This window comes from Paenibacillus sp. USHLN196 (genome assembly GCF_037144955.1).
GTDB lineage: Bacteria > Bacillota > Bacilli > Paenibacillales > Paenibacillaceae > Paenibacillus > Paenibacillus xylanexedens_C.
On the sequence record NZ_JBBCYH010000005.1, the window covers coordinates 356,954 to 379,184 of the forward strand.

The window sequence follows — 22,231 nt, forward strand, 5'->3', positions numbered from 1 at the left end:
AAATTATGAGCTGACTTTAACCATAGCCGGACGAAGCACTTTATCTTTCAGCATGTAGCCTTTTTGGACTTCCTCCACAACGATACCTTCTTCGTACTCGTCGCTCTCCACTTGCATGATTGCTTGGTGGAATTCAGGATTGAACGGTTGTCCTACTGATTCCATCGCCGTCAGACCTTCATTCGTCATCACAGTTTCCAATTGGCGGAAAATCATTTGGATACCTTTGGAGAAAGATTCGGACTCTGTTCCTTCCGGTACAGTAGCCATGGCACGCTCGAAGTTATCAATAACCGGTACCAGTTCGGTGACCAGCTTCATCGAAGCATATTTAGCCAATTCTTCTTTTTCCTTCTGTGTACGACGACGGAAGTTATCAAAATCAGCCTGTGCACGGACATAACGCTGCTGTTGCTCCTCAGCTTCTGCCTTCAGACGTGCAAGCTCATCCTGCTCCTGATCAGCGATCTCTTCAGCTTGTGCTTCTGCAGCGCCAGCTTCATTGACAGGCTCCTGCTCAGCTGCTGTTACCTCTTGTTCTTCTGTAAATGATTGCTCCTCTTTCAAGATGTTCACCTCCTTATACGAATGAAATGTTCATTCCCGTCTCTTATTTGAAACGATGCGTCAGCATCGCCGTCAAATCACGGGATAGTGTATTTAGAATATGAATGACACGTGCGTAATCCATCCGCGTGGGTCCCAGAATACCGATCGAACCCAAAGCCTCGCCGTCCAATGAATAGGAGGCTGTAATAAGGCTGCAGTTAGCAAAGGCTTCATGATCATTCTCGGTGCCTATTCGCACCTGAATACCAGATCCACCCGGCACGGGCATCATCAATTTCATGAGTGTTGGTGTTTCCTCAAGCAGATCAAGAATATCTTTTACCTTTTCGATATCTTTAAACTCCGGCTGAGTTAACATATTAGTGGCACCACTGAGGAACAGACGATTATCATGTTCATTGTCAAAGGCACTGTTCAGCACCTGCATGACTTCCTCATAACGTGTAATATGCCGTTCCATCTCTTGCCCAAGTTCGCTATAGAGACGGGATTTCAATTTGTAAATTGGCACTCCAACCAGCTTGGTGTTCAATAGTCGAACCACATTCTCCATCTCGGCTACCGAGATTTCTGGCGGAATCTGGACCGTCTTGTTCTCCACCTGACCGGTATTGGTCACAATGATTGCCACAGCTTCACTTTCGTTCAGCGGAAGCAATTGGAAGTGGCGAAGGGACGTATGGAATACTTCCGGTCCAAGCAGGATCGAAGTATAATTCGTCATATGTGACAAAATATTGGATGCATGCTGAATAACTTGTTCCATGACGTTCAGCTTTTCGGCGAAAAACGACTTCAGATCGTCCAATTCCTGAGGCTCCACCTGATTCCAAGGAACCAAATGATCGACATAATATCGATAGCCTTTATGGGAAGGAATGCGTCCTGCCGATGTATGCGGCTGTTCCAGGAAACCCATATCTTCAAGGTCCGCCATCTCATTACGGATCGTCGCCGGACTGTATCCAACATCTCCCCTTTTGGAAATGCTCCGGGACCCTACGGGCTCAGCTGAACGGATATAGTCATCCACTATAGCGTTCAGAATCATTCGTTGACGCTCTGTTAACATGGTGAGTATTCCCTCCTTCTGACTGTACTGTCCCATGTCGTTAGCACTCCGGTTAGATGAGTGCTAAGCGGTAATACAAAAATACCAAACTGACGTGAACATTGTCAAGTGAGTTTGATGAGTGGGCTCATCTATTTATAGTATAGACCAATGTCGTGCTGTACTAACAACTTTACTGAAGATAGTTTGAAGTAAAAAGGACTGCATGTAGGGCAGAGGTTGACTCGGCTCGATCCATGCAGTCCATTCTGTTGTTAGGCCGATACGTTAAGCTCTTTTAATACGGCGATCTCATCACAGCAATCCTGCTTGCTGCAATGAACACAGTCGGTCCATACTTTCTCGGGAAAAATCTCTTTTTCCACCACAGCAAATCCGTTTTTGAGAAAGAAGGACACCTCATAGGTTAACGCCATAACTTTAGGAATCTGTTGTCTCTCCGCTTCTTCTACCAGCCGGTCCAGCAATCGGGAGCCAATACCGAGCCCTTTATGCCCTTCCGAGATACCGAGTGATCTGACTTCCACCAGATCATTCCCCAGACGACAAAGCGATCCGCAACCCACCACTTCACCATCGACTTCGGCTACAACAAAGTGCTCCAGCTGTCGGTGCAGTATTTCCCGTGATCGCGGAAGCATGATCCCACGCTCTGCATAGCCCTTAATCATTTCATACAGTGGTTCAACATCTTCCGGCACAGCTTTTCTGCATATTACCGACATCCTGCTCTCCTCCTATTACCAAGCTTTCCAGAGGAAAGCTGACTTCGTAGTGGTTAAAATAACACGCTCTGTAAATTCAATATGAATAAATATACAACAGAGCGTATAGAATTTCAAGCTACGAATTCAGCGATATGGACCCGATAAACTCCGCAAAAACGTCATTTCCGAACAGTATACCCTGCTCGCTCAGTCGGAAGCCGTCTGCCGTCCGCTCAAGCAATCCTGCGTTAAGCATTTTGCCCAAAGGCTTCGCAAACACTTCTTCCATGGACTCTCCGAACTGTTCGGTAAACCGTGAGGCTGAAGCCCCTTCCAGCATTCTCAGTCCAACCATCAGATAATCTTCCATGGCTTCCGGGCGAGCGATCTCAAAATGATCCAGACGAGGCAGCCCTGCCCGTGAAGCTTCAACATAAGGATTTATACCTTTAATATTCATATGCCGTTCGCGGCCTACATATCCATGTGCACCTGCACCCAGACCATAGTAGTCCTCATTACGCCAGTACGTAATATTGTGACGACTCTCGAAGCCTGGCTTGGCAAAGTTACTGATCTCGTATTGTCCATAGCCTGCTTCTTTCATCCGTTTCATTAATAGAAGATACATTTCCAACTCGTCATCTTCATGAGGAAGCGGTAACTGGTTCTTCTGATACAGTGTATGGAAAAGTGTATTCTCTTCAACCTTAAGGCTGTAGATGGAGTAATGCGGCAGATCCAGTTCCAGTGCTTTGTCGATGCTCTCATTCAACATCGCTACGGTCTGGTTCGGCAACCCGAACATCAGGTCAATGGAGAGGTTATTCAAACCTGCTTTGCGAGCATTCTCCAGACTGCGATATACATCATCCGTATTATGAATACGGCCAATGCCTGTCAGCAGATCATTCTGAAAAGCCTGTACGCCAAAACTGACGCGATTGACCCCGCCTTCTTTCATCGCAATGAGCTTCTCTGCATCCGTTGTTCCCGGGTTGGCTTCCATCGAAAATTCAATGTCGTCCGCCCAATTCGGGAAATACGTTTTGACTGAACGAAGAAATACCGCCATCTCATCCGATTTCAGAGCCGTTGGCGTACCACCACCTACAAATATGGTCTTGATCTCACCCGGTGGATTGGCCTTAACTGTATGTTCCATCTCCCGTTCCAGCGCTTCGAGATATTGCATCACGGGTTGATCCTTCAGAACGTAAGAGTTAAAGTCGCAATAAAAACATTTATTCGTGCAAAAGGGAATGTGAAGATACACCGCTTGGGGCGCACCTGTCTTCCGGCTGTGTGCTGCCAATGTCATGGCAAGTCCCCCTCTATTTGAAAAAAGGAAAGCCATCCGGCTTCCCTTTCAGCTTAGTTATTTAATATTTTGTGTTGTAACCATGTTTGCAAGCAAACGTCTCTAATCTAATTTGAATACACACATTCTGTGCGTGATGTATTTCAAATTAGATTGTTTAGTCATCGATTTTCAGTACTGCCATGAACGCCTCTTGCGGCACCTCAACGTTACCAACCTGCTTCATCCGCTTCTTACCTTCCTTCTGCTTCTCAAGCAGTTTCCGTTTCCGCGAGATGTCACCACCATAACACTTGGCAAGTACGTTTTTACGCATTGCTTTTACCGTTTCACGAGCAACGACCTTGGTACCCACGGATGCCTGAATTGGCACCTCGAACATTTGCCGCGGAATCAGCTCGCGCAGTTTCTCACAGACAATGCGTCCGCGATTATAGGCACGGTCACGGTGAACGATGAAGGACAGCGCATCAACCTGTTCGCCATTGAGTACAATATCCATTTTCGCCAGATTGGATTGACGGTAACCGGACAGCTCATAATCCAGGGATGCGTATCCTTTGGTACCGGATTTCAACTGGTCGAAGAAGTCATATACAATCTCGGACAACGGAATCTCATAGGTAATGGTAACCCGGGTTGTGTCCAGATATTCCATATTCACATATTCACCGCGTTTATTCTGACACAGCTCCATAATGGTACCTACATAATCATTCGGTACGATAATATCTGCCTTGACGTATGGTTCCTCGACGTAATCAATCCGTCCCACCTCAGGATAGTTGGATGGGTTGTCGATTTTCATCACTTCACCATTGGTTAAGGTGACGTGATAGATTACACTTGGTGCCGTTGTGATCAACGGAATGTTAAACTCCCGCTCGATTCGCTCCTGGATAACGTCCATGTGAAGCAGTCCAAGGAATCCACAACGGAATCCAAAACCGAGTGCACTGGATGTTTCCGGTTCAAAGCTCAGAGACGCATCGTTCAACTGCAATTTCTCCAACGCTTCACGCAGATCAACATAGTCCGATGTTTCAATCGGATAGAGACCACAATACACCATTGGGTTAATTTTGCGATAACCCGGCAGAGGTTCCGGTGTTGGATTTTTGGCATCTGTCACCGTATCCCCGACTTGTGTATCGCCTACATGCCGAATACCGGCAACAATAAATCCAACATCACCCACGTTCAGCTCGTCCACGATGGTCATGCGAGGTTTGAACGCGCCAACTTCAATGACTTCAAATGATTTACCTGTTGCCATCATTTTGATTTTGGAACCGGATTTGATTTTGCCATCAACAACACGTACGTATACGATTACACCTTTGTACGGGTCATAATGCGAGTCGAAAATCAGCGCTTTCAGCGGCTGATCCGGGTCACCAGTAGGTGCCGGAACACTTTGCACCACTTGCTCCAGAATCTCTTTGATCCCGATACCCGACTTGGCCGAAGCCAGAACAGCGTTACTCGTATCCAAACCAATAACATCTTCCACTTCCTGCTTTACCCGTTCAGGATCAGCGCTCGGAAGGTCAATTTTGTTGATAACCGGTAAAATTTCAAGGTTGTTATCCAATGCCAGATACACGTTGGCGAGTGTTTGGGCTTCAATTCCCTGAGCCGCATCCACAACCAGCAGAGCACCTTCACATGCAGCAAGACTGCGTGATACTTCATACGTGAAGTCTACGTGTCCCGGTGTATCAATCAGATTCAATAAATACTCTTCACCGTCATCAGCTTTGTAGCTCAGAGCAACTGCCTGTAGCTTGATCGTTATTCCACGTTCGCGTTCAAGATCCATCTTATCCAGAACTTGATCCTGCATTTCACGTGAAGTGAGCGCACCTGTGTACTCCAAGATCCGGTCCGCAAGTGTTGATTTGCCGTGATCTATATGTGCAATAATAGAAAAGTTACGAATTTTACGTTGTCTTGCCCGAATATCAGTCATTCCTTACCCCCAGAAACAGCCTAGTGTCAATCACTTCATTATAACAGTTGATGCAGAGTGCATCAATCCCGTGATGTCTTAACTTTTATAATAAAGTGTAATCATTCACTCCCAGAGGTTATATTGTACCTTTAAATCATGGTATTTTATTCAGCAACTCCGCTAAATAGAGAGACCACCCACTTGATTCCACTGTGAGACAAATTTTGTAATAGTCCAGCCGTTTTGTCTGCCAGTACATCAACCGGAGCTTTATTCCGATCTGCCCCAAGCACTTGGCTTGGTGATTGTACAGGTACAAATGGTGGTTCTTTGACTTCCTTTTGGACAGGTGCAGTCTGAACAGATTCGGTAACCGATGTTGCTCGCTCTGTTGTCACGGCGGTTGGTGTGGCACCTGATGGATTACCCATATGAAAGTTACTGCCAGCCAGCTGCATTCCGAACAAAATACCAAGCAACATTAATACAGCGATAGATAACAGTCTTTTACCGAATCTGGACATATGCTTTGCCTCCCGTCACTCTACTATTTTTTGTCTTCTTACATATATAGTTCCTATCCACCCTGCGACGAGGTCTCTGCACTGGCTTTGTCCACCTTCTGATCTTCCCAATACACCTCGGCAATCATATCAGCGAGAATCTTGGATGTGCGCTGTAGCTCAGCTCCAGTATTGTCAATACCGCCAATCTCGATCAAAATGCTGTTGGGTGAAAGGGTTTGGTTATACTCTCCGTTGTTGGCTCCTCCACCATCCTTGCCCCACACACCTCGGGATACCCCAGGATACTTGGCTTCTAGTTTCTTATGAATTTTCGCTGCAAAGGCTTCATTCTGACGCCAATTCGGATTTTCATGTCCAATAATGAAATACACTTTGGCATAACCCAAGTCGTTAATGGTAGTCGTTGTTTTGCCATGACGCTGTGAATCTCGATGAATGTCTATGAGGTACGTCAGATCGTCATTTTGAGCAAGTGCCGCTTTTACGGTTTGACGGGAGTATTTATAGGAATAGTTCCAGTTATAATCCTTTACTTTGGTAGGGTAATCATCCTTTGCGTGTTCTACGCCGATTCCCAGCTTCTCCAGACTGTCTGAGAGATAGGTTCCCACTTGAAACACATTGCCTGTTGATTTGCCGGATGATGGATTGTCACTCTTTGTACCTAACAGCGGGTTGTAGCCTTCCCGTGGATGGGAATGATAGATAAGAACTGATTTTCTGCCTGATGTCGGTGAGCCGCTATTGTCTTTCTCGCCATCCTTTGCTGGGGGGTCTTCTTTAACTTCTCCATCTCCCGGCTCGCTCGAATCAGGCGGATCCGTGTTGTCCTGACCTGGCGGAACATGCAGCTCACTACCAGGTTTCCCTCCACCCGCAGATGCCGTATCCGTAAGACCAGGACCAGGCTGATAATCTTCGGGAGCCTCAGCCTTTTCGTTACCAGAGCCGGGCCGGAGCAGTACAGGTTGGTTGGAACCCATGCCGGGCATTTCTCTCGCAATCAGGCTCTTGGGATCTTGAGGGTTAACATTCGTAAGTAGTTGAAAAACAAAAGAGGTGAGATTCTCTCCTGATATGGCAGAGGTCTGTTCTTTCTGGGTGAGATGGGGCATCTCCATACCAAGCATATCGACAAAAAAGCGGCTTGATACGGCGCTCGCAAATCCTTTCATGGAAGAAACGGGGGAATTATTTAGACGTTTCTCTGCCATTCCTCCGAGACCAAGTACGACAAAAAACAAAGCGGATATGATCATAAGCAACAACAACGTACGGCCCATGGCCAGCACGTGCAGACATCTTTTTTTCCACTTCCCAATATTCCAGGCCAATATCTTGTTCATTCTGCTGTCTCCTTCCCTGCTGGACAACTCTTATACTTCAACTCTATGAGCCTGCAAGATTTGATAGAACAGGAAAATGAAAGATTCCTGGAACAAAAAAAGAAAGTCCGATAGATTCGGACCTTCTTCTGAGCAGTTTTTAGTTTTAATGTGTATAGGCAGCAACGTTATCCGGATTCACTGCATCATGGAGTGCGGCGTTAAGCCCTGTAGCAATAACATTGGCAATGCCTTCGATAAACTCATCAATTTCCTTCGGGGTTACGATTAGGTCATGACCCAGTGGTTCCAGTACCTCTTTCACCAAACTCAGGCGATCTTCTTCACCGATGTCGTCCAGCATACCCATGATCTGTTTGGTCTGATCCGTTTCCTGGCGAAAGTGTGAGCTCATCATCTCAATCACATTATTCACGATGGTGGACGCATAACATACGGTTGGTACTCCGATAGCGATGCAGGGAACACCTAATATCTCACGGGTCAAGCCTCGCCGTTTGTTCCCAATACCTGAACCAGGATGGATACCGATGTCCGCTACCTGAATGGTTGTATTCACACGTTCCAGAGAACGGGAGGCCAGGGCATCAATCGCAATGATGGCATCCGGCTTGGTACGATCAACAATACCCTGTACAATGTCACTGGATTCAATGCCCGTTGTACCCAGCACGCCAGGAGCAATCGCGCTAACTTCCCGATACCCTGGGGCGACCTGGTCTGGCACCAATTCGAAATACTGACGGGTCACCATCAGATTCTCCACCACAAGCGGACCAAGTGAATCCGGGGTGACATGCAAGTTACCGAGACCCACAATCAGGATCTTGGATGTTTTGTTGATCCCCGCCTTAATCATAAAATCTTCCATCTCACGTGTAAATTCAGCGGCAACACGCTCCTGTAGCACGGTATCACCATTCCGAAGTGACGGCACCTCCAAAGTGACATAGTGACCTTTCACCCGACCAATAGCTTTGGCTGCTTCATCATTAAGTACATCAATACGTGTAATCGTAATACCCTCTTTTTTCTCTACATCTTCCCGTAGTCCGGGAATCGTCTGTTTCTGTCCACCTTGCGCCATTTCCTTGGAGTCGATTGCCAAATCGGTACGAACTGTATAGTTTTGCAAATCCAGTGTCATTCTGTCCCTGCCTCCCTTACCGCATTTGAGCATATTGTGTGGGAAAAAGAGTTTCTTTATGCAGCATGTCGAACATCGTAGGAATATCTGTTGCATTTTACATGCTAGCGTGATAGAATATTTTAAGTTGTGAAACGTTTGTATTCATGCAAATGCCTTACAGGAGGTGAATGTAATGCCAAACATCAAATCCGCTGTTAAACGCGTAAAAACGAGCGACAAGCGCCGCGCACTCAACGCTTCCCAGAAATCTGCACTCCGTACAGCTGTTAAAGCTGCTGATGCTGCTCTGGTAAGTAACGAAGTTGATACTGCAAAAGCTGCGATTCAAGCTGCTTCCAAAAAGCTGGACAAGGCTGTAACTAAAGGTCTGGTTCATAAAAATGCTGCAGCACGCAAAAAGTCTCGCTTGGCGAAAAAACTGAACGCTCTTTCCGCACAAGCGTAAGAAGCGTTACTTATACGATCCAATGGAAAAATCCTGAACAGCATAGGCTTTCAGGATTTTTTAGTATCTGATTCGATAAGTATAAGACACAGACAAAGCGACCTTTATTCCGATGATTTAACCATCATGGAGCAAAGGTCGCTTTGTTTTTTATTCATCCTATGATTCTATCAGGTTTACGTATCATTTTACGCACCAAGTCTTAATAAGAACAACTCCAGACCAAGCACTTTATCGACAGCTCCTGTTTTCATCTGGTAATCCAGTTCACTAAGGTGACTCAGGATCATTCTCAGACGATCCGGCTGAAATTTACGAGCTTGTTCACCTGCAATCTTGACAGCGTAAGGATGCAGACCAAGCTGACTGGCAATCTGCTGCTGGGAGTAACTTTGTTGGCCCAACTCTTTCACCTGAATCATGATCCGGAACTGGCGGGCGATTAAAGCTGCAATTTTGATCGGTTCTTCCCGTTGTTTCAACAGCTCATAGAAAAGAGCAAGCGCCTTCTCTAATCGCAAATTGGCGAGTTCTTCCACCAGGGAAAATACATTCTGCTCTGTGCTACGGGCAACCAGCGATTCAATATCAGCACGCTTGATTGTTCCTCCATTACCCGCGAACAAACATAGTTTGTCTACTTCAGCAGATAAGGTCTGAAGCCCTGTTCCCGCGTAGCTAACCAGTGTGTCCGCTGCTCCAGTTTCAAAAGAGACATCGCGCTGCTTCGCCAGTTTTACAATCCAACTCAACAGCTCATCTCCACTTAATGGAGCAAAAGCAAGAACGACCGCCTGCTTCTTAACAGCCTTCACCAGTTTCTTCCGCTCATCCAACTTATCCCCCTGAGCCAAAAACACAATCGTACTATATTCTGCGGGATTGTCCATATATGTAAGCAGACGATCAACCTGGTGTTCGATCTTGGATTCTTTACCTGCAGTAAACAGGCTCGCATCCCTTACAATAATTAATTTGCGGGGAACCAGAAATGGTACGGTCTCCGCTTCTTCAATAACGACCTCCACGGCCGTTTCAGACAAATCATATGGAATAATCGCAAAATCACGATGTTCTTCTTCAATAACCTGCTCTTTTAACATATCCGTAAATTGCTGTATCTGATACTTCTCCGTTCCATACAGCACATAGATCGGAGCTGGTTCTCCACTACGTATTGCCTTTGTTGCACTTTTCACATCCATTCACGGTGCCTCCTTATCCCTCTTATCCTACCAGAAAAAGCGCGAGACAACAAAGGGACCTTACATCCAGTTACGGATGAAGGTCCCCTGTCCTACATCTATATAAACGCAGACAACAGCAGTTCTAGAAAAAGCTGGTGTGCGGTCATACGACGTCAGTTGTTTGAACTGAGATAGGACGTTTTGTTACTTCCAATATATGCTTGTCATACTGAAAATGTTCTTTTGTTTTAAGGATTAGAATCCCTAACTCCACTTATTCGGCAGAAGCTCCACCTGAAACAGAAGGTACATTAAACGAGTTCTTCGCCGTTGTTCCGTCCTTGTCCGTTTCGTAATTAAATAGGGTGCCATCCTTCGACCAACTCGCTGACTTCAGTGTCCCCTCTATACTGCGTTGTTCAACCAAATTTAGAACATCCGGTTCGTTGGCAGGTTTGGAGTATATGCTGATTTGATCACCAATAAGCATAACTACATAGGAGCCGTCAGGTGACTTCCATTCTTTTGGTGCTGCTGTTGTAGTCATTCCCTGATCCGGTCCTGCTGCGAGTCCTTTGTTTCCTCCAGAAGCATCTGCACCTGCACTGGAATCAGGTACAGTGTTACCTTCAACCGGAACATCTTCAGTCATATTAGGTGTTGTATCCTGAGAAGTGAAGGATTTCGCATCTCCATTTTCTGGTTCAGTTACTCCATTCTCTTGCCCATCTGTAGCAGATGTAGGAGCATCCCCTGATTCCTGTGTTCTCTGCTCAGGATCTTGGGTCTGACCCTGACTCTTCTGACTATCCGTCGAAGGAGGACTGGACGAATGATCTTGTGTTCCTTTGTTCGGAGCAGGTGTTGGCTCGGTTGCCGGTTGTTTAGGTGTTTGATCCACCTGAACTTCAGGCTCCTGTACCTTATCTTCACCATTCTCTTCAGGAATTGTTTCTACGCCTTGGTTATCTGGTTCAGTTGGTGAAACATTCGATTGATCCACAAACACATCGTTGCTGCTTTGTGTGGACGAGGTTGCAGGATCATCGTTCTCAATCTTCTTGCTTAATGGATTTTCATCCACATTACCGCTCTCTTGAGAAGCTCCAGAGCTCATCAGCATGGAATCGGCATTCTCAATCTGTTCAGGCTGGTATCCCCAGATGGCGAATCCCAATACAACTGCCGCAGCCGCTGCCCCCATAGACATACGTCCTGCCATCGAGTTAAGCCATTTTTGCTTCGTTTTCCGCTCACTTGAACGTTGTAAATTCTCAAATGCAGCGGGGACAGGATTCATTTCCTGTATAGTGCTACTTTGTTCCTTCCGCGCTTCGTCAATGGCATCAAGCTGTGGCATAATCGCATCCACCAGACTAAACTTCGGGCTTACTTGCGGTAACTCCTCCAGTTCTCTGGAAAGAGCTCTGAGTAAACTAAAATTCTCGGCGCACTCCGGACACTTCGCCACATGCTGTAGCATCTGTGCGGTTTCCGCTTCGCCCAGATCATGATCCAGATAGCGGTGCATCCATTCCACCACCTCTTCGCATTTCATCCTGTCACACCACCTTTCTGATATTCCTGTAGTAGATTCTGTAATTGTTGTCTGGCTCTAAATAAATAAGATTTCACCGTATTTAACGGAAGATCGAGACAATCCGCAATTTCGTTGTAGGATAAGTCCTGCAAATATCTTAGAACAATAACGGTACGATGATGCTCGGGAAGCTTGTTGATCGCATCCTGAATGTCCTGTGCCACATATGTGGACATGACCTCATATTCGACATCCTGATTATCCTGAAAAACCATGTCATGTTCGTCAATGGAGACAGACGGCTTGGTTCTTCGGAATTTATCAATACAGATGTTCGTAACGATACGTTGTACCCATGTTTTGAATTGGGCCTTTTCTTCGTATGAGTTGATTTTGGTGTAAATTCGGATCAACGCTTCCTGAGCAGCATCCAAAGCGTCCTGTTCATTATTTAGAATGTAATATGCGGTCCGATAGACGTGTTGTTCAATCTCCCGCAATAGGGTAATTAGAGCGTCGCGATCGCCCGATTGAGCGGCTCTGATGAGTTCCGGCTCTACCACAAAGGATCCCCCTCTCCCTGCAACCTTACAGACGTGATCATCAATAAAATTGTTGCAAAGTTAAGTATTTTTTTAATTTGCCATAACAAAATAACGGCGTATGTATTAGGGCCGCTGAAATCTTCTCTTAGAATAACAGAAATTGCATAATGAGTCACCAAACGAGTACAAAAGGGATTCCATTACTTACACGACTCAATTCAAATGCAATAGCATACATTATAGCTAACCCCTTTTTTGGTCCCTAAAATAAAAAAAGTCGAAATTTGTCCAAATTTAAGCTGTTTTTAATGCAATTTTCATGAAAATAGTGTATTGTAAATTTACATTCATAAACACGAGGTGATGAGCATGCCAGCTCTTGCGAAAATTCAAGCTTTAAAAGAACAAATGCCCAAAGAATATCAAAGCATTTCTCATTTTGTGGAACATGCATTGGAGTCCATTGATACTCTGGTTGAGGAACATCGGAAGTACGTAGCTGCACAGGCATTATACGGCGATAAAATCGTTGGAACGGAAGAACGCTTGTACAGAGAAACCGTACTTGATGTGAGAGCTCAGCTGTTGATGACTCTTGAGAAAACGGTAGAAGATCTGCTGCACAAAGGCGACAAACACTGGAACAAACACTTTAAGGATGGCGTTGAGTAGTTATTATATAATTTCAACCATTTAAAGAAATAGCCCGTTTTCCGATATTCTCCCTCGTGGAGTGTAACGGAAAGCGGGCTTTGCTTGTTGGATCCTCATCCCCCCTGTTCCAGGAAAGAAGCGCATATTCAGAAAAAGTTGTTCAATATCCGTTCGATTTCATTTGGCTTTGTAATTTCAGGACCAAAAACAGCTCTAGGTTGCTTACTGTTATTCCAAGGCTCCAACGTACAAGCATCATGAACATTGGCTATTTTCCAAGTCAGTACATTGTCAAAAGTCGTTCCTGTATTCTGTCCATGAATATGATTGATCCAGATGGGTTCTTTGATATGAATAAATTCCCTAGGTACCTTTAGTGCATCGCGCCAGCTATAACGGGCTGCTTGTCCTTTTAAATACTCATCCACATAGATAAGTGTTGCACCGTAGCTGGGAAGCCAGAAAAAAAAATTCCCCAGTCGCTTTTGTACTGAATCGTAGATGTAACCGTATTGAGGTATCAAGGCAACCGTGCCCTTTTGTGGTTCATAGACGTGCAGTTGTTTAATAAAATCTTTGTGGTACATATCGTCGCTGGACAGATAGACACGGTACAAATACTTGAACTCCTTAATATCCTGGATTACATGAGCTTTGTAATCTATAGGTGTAACAAAACAGATATTGGAAGGCAGGGGAGGGTAGTTTTTTAGTATCCCTTGTACGAGGTTCTCAGACTTCGGATCATATAGCACGTAGCAGGTAAAATCCTGAGAAGATTGAAGGAGCAGGCTCTTGAGTGTATATTTCATGAATAAATCTATTCTGTGTTCTATCCACTGCTTGGTAAGTCGGTCCGATGTCGCCCCCCAGTTATTAAAGAGCATTTCTATAATGAGTTTTTTTTCCTTAGACACGCACTTAGCCCTCCTTTGGTGTTCAAATGATCAAAGATCTGAATAGTATATGTATTTCCAGTAAAATTGCAATGGACAAAGTACTAGTAGCATAATTCATTTCCTGAAAGCAAGTTAGGGCGTGCTATGAATATCTGGATACCACCTTTCACTCTGAATCAATCCAGTACACCTCTGGTCAGATCATGAATTATCGTAATACCTGTTCAATCTCTTCCCGATTCAGCGGTCTTTATCGCCTTCCATGGACTCATACAACAAAAAAAGCTAAGCGGAAATTATACCGCCTAGCTTCTTAGTCTTATCATTTTACTTATTCAGCAAGGCATCGGCCTTCTTCGCCGCTTCAGCTACAGCTGCCTCTGCCGAAACGGACGAATCAACAACCGCGCGAAGAATTTCATCCTTGATCATCTCCCCAATCTCTGGATACACCTTCTGCATTGGACGTGGACCCGCATATTCCAATTGGTCTACCGCCACCTTGAACAGTGGCTTTTCCTCATAAAGCTTCTTCATATCATCGCTTTCTACTGCACTAATTCGGCTAGGCAAATATCCCGTGAAGGAGCTTGCATATATCGTTTGCTCTTTGGCGGTCATCCATTTAATGAACTTCCACGCCGCCTCCTGCTTTTCTGGAGACAAGCCGGAAGTCATCACCAGGTTGGCACCACCTGTTGGCACTCCATACGTATTATTCGCAGGCATAAATGTCGTCCCAAGTTCAAAACCCTGCTCTTCTGCAACCTTCATATTATTTGTCAAGTCCGCAGTAGAGGAGAATATCATCGCAGAACGCTGATTGTGGAAATCCGTCTTGGCTTGTGTACCTGCATCATCAGTCGTACCGATACTCATGATGCCTTCATCCTTCATCTTCAGCCACAACTTCACTGGCTCAATTCCGGTTTCATTATTGAATGCTGCACTTTTCCCATCCTCACTAATCATTGTTCCTCCGCTCTGTCTAACAAAAGCTTCATAGAACCAAATATCAACAGGCATCGAGATACCGTAACGCTGATCCTTAACCGTTAGCTTGCGTGCATAATCTTCAAATTCCTTCCAATTCTTCGGTCCAGCAGGATCAAGTCCCGCCTCCTTCAGCATGGTACGGTTCAAATACAGGATTGGTGTACTGCGTAAATAAGGAAGTGCATACAGTTTGTCATTCACGTAGGAATTTCCCATTAGTCCTGGAATGAAATCCTTCATATCAAGTTGATCTTTCTCAACAAATGAAGTCAATTCCTGAGTCATGCCAGATTCAGCAAACACACCAACTGAAGCAATTTCATTTTGCCAAACTTCAGGGGCATTGCCTGCTGCGAAAGCAGCCTGTGCCTTGGAATGCTGATCTGCATAAGATCCCTGGTACTCCGCCTTCACAATGACTTCATCCTGGGATTCATTAAACATTTTAACCAAGTTCTCATTGTTCTCAGCGATCTTGTCCCCCCATGAGTACCAATATGTAATCTCTACCGGTTTATTGGCCGTGCCATTGGAACTACCAGAAGCAGCAGCATTATCGGTTGAACCCGCGGAATTGGAATCACCACAACCAGTTAAAGCAAGTGCAAGCGTTGCCGCTAACAAAATAGAACCAAATTTTTTCATGGATAAACCCTCCTATGAATTGGATTACTTCACACCCGAATAGACAAATGCTTTAATAATTTGCCGTTGTCCGAATAAGAAAACAATAAGAATCGGAACGACCAAAATCATGTTTCCAGCCATCAAAATGTGCCAGGCGGCTCCTCCGTCAACCTCGCGCAGCTTGGAGATCCCAATCGGAAGCGTTCTGGCTGCATCGGAGGTCGTCATTACGAGCGGCCAGAAGTAATCATTCCAGTGTGCAATGAAGCTGAACAATGCAAAGGTCACCAGCGTTGGCCGTGCCATGGGCACCATAATCTTGAGAATGATCTTCCATTCCGGTGTTTGGTCAAGCCGTGCCGCTTCAATAAGCTCTTCCTGTACTTGCTTGAATGACTGCCTCAGCATGAATATGCCAAAGGCACTGGAAGAGAAAGGAAGAATGAGTGCCAGCAAATTGTTAATGAGTCCCCACTTGCTGAGCAGCAAATACACAGGCAGGAAAATAAGCTGACCAGGAATCATCAAGGTCACCATCGTTATCCCGAATAACAGCTTGTCTCCTTTGAAGGAGTACCTTGCAAACGCATAGGCAGCCAATATAATGGTTGTGAATTGTAGAAGGAGTATACTGACCGATACGATAACGCTGTTCATTAAATATCTCAAAAAAGGCCCCGATTCCCACGCCGCTTGGAAATTGCTCCACATCACCTTGGAGGGAATCCACTTGGGTGGAAAGATCACCGTCTCCGGGTAAGACTTCAATGATGTTGAAATCATCCATAGAAAAGGGATAGCAAAAATCGCAACCAATACGACTGTGGCAGTAACATTCAGGATACGCAGCACTGGCTTCCTTGCCATGACATTTCCCTTCTCCTTTCTATTGGTAGTGAACCTTGCGGCTCAGCAACTTGAAGTAGATTAGCGTAAGCAAACCAACGACAACGAGCAATATAACTCCCGCTGCAGAAGCGTAACCGATCTTGAAGTAGCGGAATCCGTACTCGTAGATGTAAAAGACGAGCGTGTTAGTTGAATTGATCGGCCCCCCGTTGGTCATAATGGCAATGGTCTCAAACACCTGGAATGAACTGATCAGATTAATGATAATTAAGAAAAACAGAGTCGGCGAAAGCATGGGCAGCGTAATTTTGTAGAACTTCCGCCACCAATTGGCCTCGTCCAGAGCTGTGGCTTCATACACATCCTTCGGAATGCTTTGCAGACCAGCGATGAAGATGAGAGCGTTGTAGCCCACGCCTTTCCAGACCGAAACAAGTACTAGCGACAGTAATGAACTGTCGGGACTACTCAGCCATTCCTGCTTGGGCAAGCCAACCATATCCAGCAAACCGTTAAGCAAACCGAATTTTGGATCCATCAGCCACATCCACACCAGGGATACAGATACAAGCGAAACAATATGTGGACTAAATAGTGCACCTTGAACAAACCCATACCATGCTCCTTCCCGATTCAGCCATATGGCTAGCAGTAGCGAAATCACAATGGATAAAGATACGGAAAGAAGCGTATAGTTCAAGGAATTGCTCAGCACCTGAAGAAATGCACTATCCTTAAATAACTCAACAAAGTTGTTGAAGCCCACGAACTCCTTGACCGGATTAATGAAATCCCAGTTGTAAAAGCTTAGGAAGATCATATAGAAGATTGGATAAATGAAGAAAATAGAGAAAATCACGATGGAAGGAGCCACCATCACATAAGGACGGAATCTGGACCAAACGGTCATGAATATTTCCCTCCCAGGACAATGAGCTCTCTAGCTTCAGACCGCTCATGCTGACGAGCACGGACTCCGTTCTGATCAAAATAGTACAGATCCTGCATAGAGACCGTGATGTTTACCTCGGAGGCTGACTCCAAAGGCTTCAAAAAGCTCTTCACGGCAACAGGTCCAAGCGCCGAATCCAGTTGATAGATAATTTCTGCGCCTAGAGTCTCTCGTGTCATGATCTGGGCCGTGAATTGAACATGCCCCGTCTGCGGTCTGTTCTCAAGTGTCATCGTTGCTTTCTCTGGTCGAAAGCCAATCTGCCCAATATCGTCATGAAGCTGCCCATTCAAATAAGGCAGGATACGTTCACGATCAATTACATTCATCGGCGGTGTACCGATAAACTGGGCTGTAAAAACATTATCCGGATCATCGTAGATTTTCATTGGACGATCTGCTTGTTGAATACGCCCTTTATTCATGATGACGATACGATCTCCCATAGACATGGCCTCAACCTGGTCATGCGTAACAAAGACAAAGGTTGCGCCTAACCGTTTGTGAAGCTGGATTAGCTCCGTTCGCATCTGATGGCGAAGCTTGGCATCCAAATTGGACAATGGTTCGTCCATCAGGAAGACTGCGGGTTTCTTCACCATGGCCCGAGCCAAGGCAACCCGCTGTCGCTGACCTCCGGACAGAGCCTGCGGCTTCTTGTGCAAATACTCGGCTAGGCCGACGACCTCTGTGATCTCCTTAACGAGACGCTCTCGCTCGGGCCGGGGAACCTTGCGATTCACTAATCCGAATTCGATGTTCTCCTTGACCGTCATCATTGGATATAATGCATAGTTTTGAAATACCATGGCGACATTGCGCTTGCCCGGCTCCAATCCATTGACAGAATGGTCTCCGATCCAAATTTCACCGCCCGACTCCTTATCAAGTCCTGCGATCATGCGGAGTGTCGTCGATTTTCCACAGCCGGACGGGCCTACCAATACGGTAAAGGAACCATCCTCAATGGTCAGATCGAGACCCTCGATGACTTTATCCTGCTTGAAGCTTTTTTCAATCTGCTTCAACACAATTTGTGCCATGACATTCCCTCCTTCTCTTTACATTAATGAGCGGCCGATGCTAATTGAATAGATAAGATAAGGTCGCTTTCTTCTCCCAATGCATCAGCGACAGGTCCAAAGCCCGGCATATCACTACAAAAGCTCTGAATATCGTCGATGAGACCGGCACCCTGTATAAGCCGGTGAGTTATCGCTACTTTTCCCTCATGAACTTCAATAACGCGGTAGGCGGGTACATCGAGACAAGCTGCGGTCTGTACGTAATGCCATTTTCCTTGCTCAACGATGGAGTTTATGTGATTATGCCCGCAAAAATAGATGCCTCCTTCTGGCCGACTATTGAATATGCTCTTCAGTTCATCCTGCGGACGAACATACAGCTTATCGAGCGTCGAACGTGCAGTTGTATCAAATACCGGATGGTGCCCGAAGAGAAGTACTTGCTTCTCATACGAATCGGCAAGCTGGTCTTTGAGCCATGCCAGCTGCTCTCCGTCCAGTTCCCCTCCCCAATCTTCACGGTTCATTTCCTGAGTAGTATCCAGAAAAATCAGCTTGGCATGAGGCGTGTCAATCGCTCGATAGCGATCCTGACCTGTTAGCGTGGAAATTTCATGCTTGGGTATCGAATATGTATCGTGATTGCCCAGCACATGAATGAAGTTCCGTTCACTTCTTGCAAGAATGGAGTAAATCGATCGAAGTTCCTGAGCCGTTCCTTCATGCGTTAAATCGCCAATAGAGATATGAAAGTCCGCCTCTTCCTTCAGAAAAGCCTCGAGCATATGCTCGTATGCCCGGACTCTCGCAGCCTTCATTTCCTCGGTCCCGTGACTCATACTTGAATAGTGAAAATCACCTAGTAACGCCAGACGCATTAAACGCCACCTCCATCTTTATTTTGGACACCTTGCTGCTCAAGTTCTCTCCACCTGGCACACAGTTGAATGCGTCGAATGGTCCTGCTGCTCCATAATGCATTCGTTGAAGGAAGGCCATATATAATCCGGTACAATACCTGTTTTTTGGATATCTTCTCTCGAAGAGATACCCGTAAGCACGAGGGCAGTCTTCATTCCATTCTGATGCCCAAATAAAATATCCGTTTCCAGCCGATCACCGATCATAAGGCATCTGCTGCTATCCACATCCAAAAGCTCGAGCGCCTTCTCTGCATAATAACGGGAAGGCTTGCCAATCACGACCGATGCTTTCTGCTGGCTAGCTGCCTCGATCGAGCTTAGAATGGCTCCGGTGTCCGGAATGATATCTCCTGGCACAGGACAGCAGTTGTCCGGATTCGTTGCGAGCAGAACCGCCCCATGACGAACGGCTTTTGCCGCTAAATGAAGCTTATCGTAATGAAACTGCCGATCCATGCCAACTAACACATGCGTTGATCGATACGGATCTTCGGTAATGACTATCCCGATTGCCCGAAGTTCTCTCTGCAAAGCCTCCTCACCGACAACCAGCACCTTGGCGTCCGGGGCATGCTCTGTAAAATACATTCCTGACACGTATCCTGCGGTCAGAATTTCATCAAGCTGGCACGAAACACCCAAATTCAGCAGCCGCTTGTAGCAATCCTCCCTGGTATGAACGGGAGTATTCGTAAGGAACAAGAGACGCTTGCCTCGTGATCGCAAGCCACCAATTAAGTTATTTACGCCAGGGAGCATCATCTGGCCGACATAAATCGTCCCGTCTAAATCGAAGCAATACGCATCGTAAGCATACAAATCCTCCATGACCTTAACCCTGCCCACTCACACTGAGCTGGACAACTCCAATACATTCATGAAGCATTCGAGCTCATCTGTACAGACCCATACGGACGGATATTCCTGAAATTTCTCCATTATGGAAGTCTCATTTATTGTCCAAGCCATCAGTTGAATTCCTAGCTCTTGACATCGATGAATGTAATCTTCGGTCACGAAGGCATAGTGCATGGACAAGAATGTCGCCCCCATCTCTAACGACCAGTCAAGAATAGCCTTCGAACACCCAAAAGTGATAAGACCGATGCGTACATCGCTAGATAATTGCCTGATCTTCTCCAAGGCATCAAAATCAAATGACGTAATGACTACCTGATTCAGCAGGTTGAATTCTTTGATAACTTCAAGTACCTTTCCCTCCAGCTGAGGGTAATAGTTACCCATCTGCTTAAGCTCAATGTTAAGCCCAATCTTACCCTTTAAAGCACGTAGCACCTCTTCAAGGGTTGGAATATGCTCATCTTGCTTCATTTTAAAAGATTGCAGCTCCGAAGCTGTATAATCGGCTACCCTGCCCGTCCCATTTGTCATGCGGTCAAGCGTATGATCATGAATAACAACCGGGATTCCATCCTTGCTGAGATGTACATCCAGTTCAAGATGTGTGAACCCAAGCTCCACCGCTTTTAAAAAGGAAGACATCGTATTTTCAGGATATTTCTTTGGATAGCCGCGATGAGCAACTGCTTGAATGGTCATGCTAAAGTTACCTCCCGTTGTATTTTATGGACAACACAAAAAACCCAGCAGCAAATCACCCTCCTTCAACATCAAGGTTGTATCGATTTACTTACCACCGGGTTTTCTCGTCGTCTCCACCCAAGGATAAATGTATGAAATTAAGTCCAGAATTTCTCATGGCCTATCGAAACAAAATCCGCCCCGCTCTTTAATGCTTCCTGAATTTCTTCCTCATGCCGGATAAGTCCTCCAACAATCAACGGCTGCGTGATGCGTTCTTTCAGTTCTTGGATAACTCGGGGCATAAGTCCCGGCATCAATTCAACCTCATCAGGCTTGTAGCTCTTAATCATCCGAACTGCAGTCTCAATTGCAGCTGAATCAATGGCAAATATGCGCTGTATACTTAATATGCCTGCTTGCTTTGCAGCAGAAACCGCATTGCTCTTCGTCGTCACGATCCCATCGACTTTAAACACATCAGCAAGATATTGAATGGCGGAGGCATCTCGTCCAATCCCGGATACCATCTCGGTATGCACGTAAGCCTGTTTGCCGCTTTGATGCAGACTGTCTATGATTGAACCAAGATTGGTGATGTTGCCTGTCATCAGAATAACTCTCTTCACATCGCTTGCTATAGCTTGAGAAATTTGCTCGTCTACCGTAATGGAGGCGATGATGGGATAATTCTTCATGATTTAGTCCTCATTCCCTCGTTTGTCATCTTAAATGATAAAGCTTTAATATTCGTTTGGTATCACCGCCATGTAAACGGGGTATTAACTTAAGCCCTGAGGTTTGGCGAAGCCTAGCGAGGGAAATAGTGATAATACTACACATTGAAAGGATGAATCATACGATGAATCCAACTTCAGATCATCAAGAAGCAATTGAAAAAATTCAGGAATTGATCAAAGACATCGACGTTGCGATGCTTACAACGGTATCAGAAGAAGGGCTAGTTTCACGCCCAATGAAAACCCAGGATGTCGAGTTCGACAGCAACCTATGGTTCCTGACCAAGAAAGATACGAGCAAATTTCATGAACTGCTTCACAACCAGCAAGTTAACATCGCATATGCGGGTAAATCTTTCGTCTCCATCCGTGGCGAAGCCGAACTCGTGGAAAGCTCTGAGAAGATTAAGGAATTTTGGAGCCCGGTCTACGAGAACGTACTAGAAACTACGTATGATGATCCAAACCTCGTTCTCATCAAGGTCAGAGCCGAAACTGCCGAGTATTGGGATACCGGCAACAAGTTCAAGATGGCCAAGTTCTTGTTCCGTCGACTACTGGGCAAAAATACTGAAGGAACAGATATCAATCAGATTGTGGAATTCAATTAGATACGTAAAAATTTTCACAAAGAGAAGTACCCCTCATGTTATAGTGATG

At 45.6% G+C, this 22,231-nt stretch carries 23 protein-coding genes; 3 read left to right on the plus strand and 20 right to left on the minus strand.

Annotated features, from left to right (window positions below; translation table 11 throughout):
• Positions 1-3 precede the first annotated feature (3 nt).
• From grpE to gpr, 8 genes are all read right to left on the minus strand, one after another.
• Complete coding sequence (gene grpE / locus WFI24_RS15085) at positions 4-567, minus strand: nucleotide exchange factor GrpE (protein WP_062835523.1); 564 nt, start codon at positions 565-567, stop codon at positions 4-6.
• Between the two features lie 43 nt (positions 568-610).
• Positions 611-1,642 (minus strand): heat-inducible transcriptional repressor HrcA, encoded by a 1,032-nt coding sequence (hrcA, locus tag WFI24_RS15090; protein ID WP_336761980.1) that lies wholly within the window; start codon positions 1,640-1,642, stop codon positions 611-613.
• Positions 1,643-1,896: 254 nt separating this feature from the next.
• The gene (locus WFI24_RS15095) at positions 1,897-2,367 is read right to left on the minus strand and encodes an N-acetyltransferase (protein WP_145323298.1); all 471 of its coding nucleotides are present in this window, start codon (positions 2,365-2,367) and stop codon (positions 1,897-1,899) included.
• Between the two features lie 118 nt (positions 2,368-2,485).
• On the minus strand, positions 2,486-3,670 hold the full coding sequence (gene hemW, locus WFI24_RS15100) for a radical SAM family heme chaperone HemW (RefSeq protein WP_336761982.1): 1,185 nt from the start codon (positions 3,668-3,670) through the stop codon (positions 2,486-2,488).
• A 157-nt stretch (positions 3,671-3,827) separates the two neighbouring features.
• Positions 3,828-5,642: a translation elongation factor 4 gene (gene lepA, locus WFI24_RS15105; RefSeq protein WP_145323302.1), complete on the minus strand. Its 1,815-nt coding sequence runs from the start codon at positions 5,640-5,642 to the stop codon at positions 3,828-3,830.
• 146 nt (positions 5,643-5,788) lie between these two features.
• Positions 5,789-6,148, minus strand: a complete 360-nt coding sequence (locus WFI24_RS15110) for a hypothetical protein (protein WP_336761986.1) — start codon at positions 6,146-6,148, stop codon at positions 5,789-5,791.
• A gap of 53 nt (positions 6,149-6,201) precedes the next feature.
• Positions 6,202-7,497, minus strand: a complete 1,296-nt coding sequence (locus WFI24_RS15115) for a stage II sporulation protein P (protein WP_336761988.1) — start codon at positions 7,495-7,497, stop codon at positions 6,202-6,204.
• A gap of 145 nt (positions 7,498-7,642) precedes the next feature.
• Positions 7,643-8,644: a GPR endopeptidase gene (gene gpr, locus WFI24_RS15120; RefSeq protein ID WP_336761990.1), complete on the minus strand. Its 1,002-nt coding sequence runs from the start codon at positions 8,642-8,644 to the stop codon at positions 7,643-7,645.
• A 175-nt stretch (positions 8,645-8,819) separates the two neighbouring features.
• On the opposite strand from gpr, the gene rpsT reads away from it, so the two are divergent.
• Entirely contained in the window at positions 8,820-9,092 is a 273-nt protein-coding gene (gene rpsT, locus WFI24_RS15125; RefSeq protein ID WP_024628504.1) for a 30S ribosomal protein S20, read from the plus strand.
• A gap of 188 nt (positions 9,093-9,280) precedes the next feature.
• Here the strand turns inward: rpsT and holA are convergent, their stop codons facing one another.
• The 3 genes from holA to WFI24_RS15140 form a co-directional block, all read right to left on the minus strand.
• A complete protein-coding gene (holA, locus tag WFI24_RS15130; protein WP_336761995.1) occupies positions 9,281-10,297 on the minus strand; it encodes a DNA polymerase III subunit delta in 1,017 nt (338 codons plus the stop codon).
• Between the two features lie 256 nt (positions 10,298-10,553).
• The gene (locus WFI24_RS15135) at positions 10,554-11,837 is read right to left on the minus strand and encodes a zf-HC2 domain-containing protein (RefSeq protein ID WP_336761997.1); all 1,284 of its coding nucleotides are present in this window, start codon (positions 11,835-11,837) and stop codon (positions 10,554-10,556) included.
• A complete protein-coding gene (locus WFI24_RS15140; protein WP_017687205.1) occupies positions 11,834-12,382 on the minus strand; it encodes an RNA polymerase sigma factor in 549 nt (182 codons plus the stop codon). Before WFI24_RS15140 ends, WFI24_RS15135 begins: the two co-directional genes overlap by 4 nt.
• A gap of 351 nt (positions 12,383-12,733) precedes the next feature.
• Here WFI24_RS15140 and WFI24_RS15145 point away from each other — a divergent pair, with 351 nt between their 5' ends.
• Positions 12,734-13,036 carry a hypothetical protein gene (locus WFI24_RS15145; protein WP_145323317.1) on the plus strand — a complete coding sequence of 101 codons (303 nt, stop codon included), beginning with the start codon at positions 12,734-12,736 and terminating at the stop codon, positions 13,034-13,036.
• 128 nt (positions 13,037-13,164) lie between these two features.
• Here the strand turns inward: WFI24_RS15145 and WFI24_RS15150 are convergent, their stop codons facing one another.
• The 9 genes from WFI24_RS15150 to WFI24_RS15190 form a co-directional block, all read right to left on the minus strand.
• Positions 13,165-13,935, minus strand: a complete 771-nt coding sequence (locus WFI24_RS15150) for a hypothetical protein (RefSeq protein WP_336761999.1) — start codon at positions 13,933-13,935, stop codon at positions 13,165-13,167.
• A gap of 309 nt (positions 13,936-14,244) precedes the next feature.
• Positions 14,245-15,558, minus strand: coding sequence for an ABC transporter substrate-binding protein (locus WFI24_RS15155; protein ID WP_336762001.1), 1,314 nt, complete (start codon positions 15,556-15,558; stop codon positions 14,245-14,247).
• A 24-nt stretch (positions 15,559-15,582) separates the two neighbouring features.
• Positions 15,583-16,407, minus strand: coding sequence for a carbohydrate ABC transporter permease (locus WFI24_RS15160; RefSeq protein WP_336762003.1), 825 nt, complete (start codon positions 16,405-16,407; stop codon positions 15,583-15,585).
• 19 nt (positions 16,408-16,426) lie between these two features.
• A complete protein-coding gene (locus WFI24_RS15165; RefSeq protein WP_336762004.1) occupies positions 16,427-17,299 on the minus strand; it encodes a carbohydrate ABC transporter permease in 873 nt (290 codons plus the stop codon).
• On the minus strand, positions 17,296-18,384 hold the full coding sequence (locus WFI24_RS15170) for an ABC transporter ATP-binding protein (RefSeq protein WP_336762006.1): 1,089 nt from the start codon (positions 18,382-18,384) through the stop codon (positions 17,296-17,298). The genes WFI24_RS15165 and WFI24_RS15170 overlap by 4 nt, the downstream gene beginning before the upstream one ends.
• Positions 18,385-18,407: 23 nt before the next feature.
• Entirely contained in the window at positions 18,408-19,244 is an 837-nt protein-coding gene (locus WFI24_RS15175; RefSeq protein ID WP_336762008.1) for a metallophosphoesterase family protein, read from the minus strand.
• Between the two features lie 39 nt (positions 19,245-19,283).
• Positions 19,284-20,117: an HAD-IIA family hydrolase gene (locus WFI24_RS15180; RefSeq protein ID WP_336762010.1), complete on the minus strand. Its 834-nt coding sequence runs from the start codon at positions 20,115-20,117 to the stop codon at positions 19,284-19,286.
• Between the two features lie 18 nt (positions 20,118-20,135).
• Positions 20,136-20,849, minus strand: coding sequence for a glycerophosphodiester phosphodiesterase (locus tag WFI24_RS15185; RefSeq protein WP_336762011.1), 714 nt, complete (start codon positions 20,847-20,849; stop codon positions 20,136-20,138).
• Positions 20,850-20,989: 140 nt separating this feature from the next.
• Positions 20,990-21,529 (minus strand): glycerol-3-phosphate responsive antiterminator, encoded by a 540-nt coding sequence (locus WFI24_RS15190; RefSeq protein WP_336762013.1) that lies wholly within the window; start codon positions 21,527-21,529, stop codon positions 20,990-20,992.
• A gap of 164 nt (positions 21,530-21,693) precedes the next feature.
• Between WFI24_RS15190 and WFI24_RS15195 the strand changes: the two genes are divergently transcribed.
• Positions 21,694-22,182: a pyridoxamine 5'-phosphate oxidase family protein gene (locus WFI24_RS15195; RefSeq protein WP_336762015.1), complete on the plus strand. Its 489-nt coding sequence runs from the start codon at positions 21,694-21,696 to the stop codon at positions 22,180-22,182.
• Positions 22,183-22,231 lie beyond the last annotated feature (49 nt).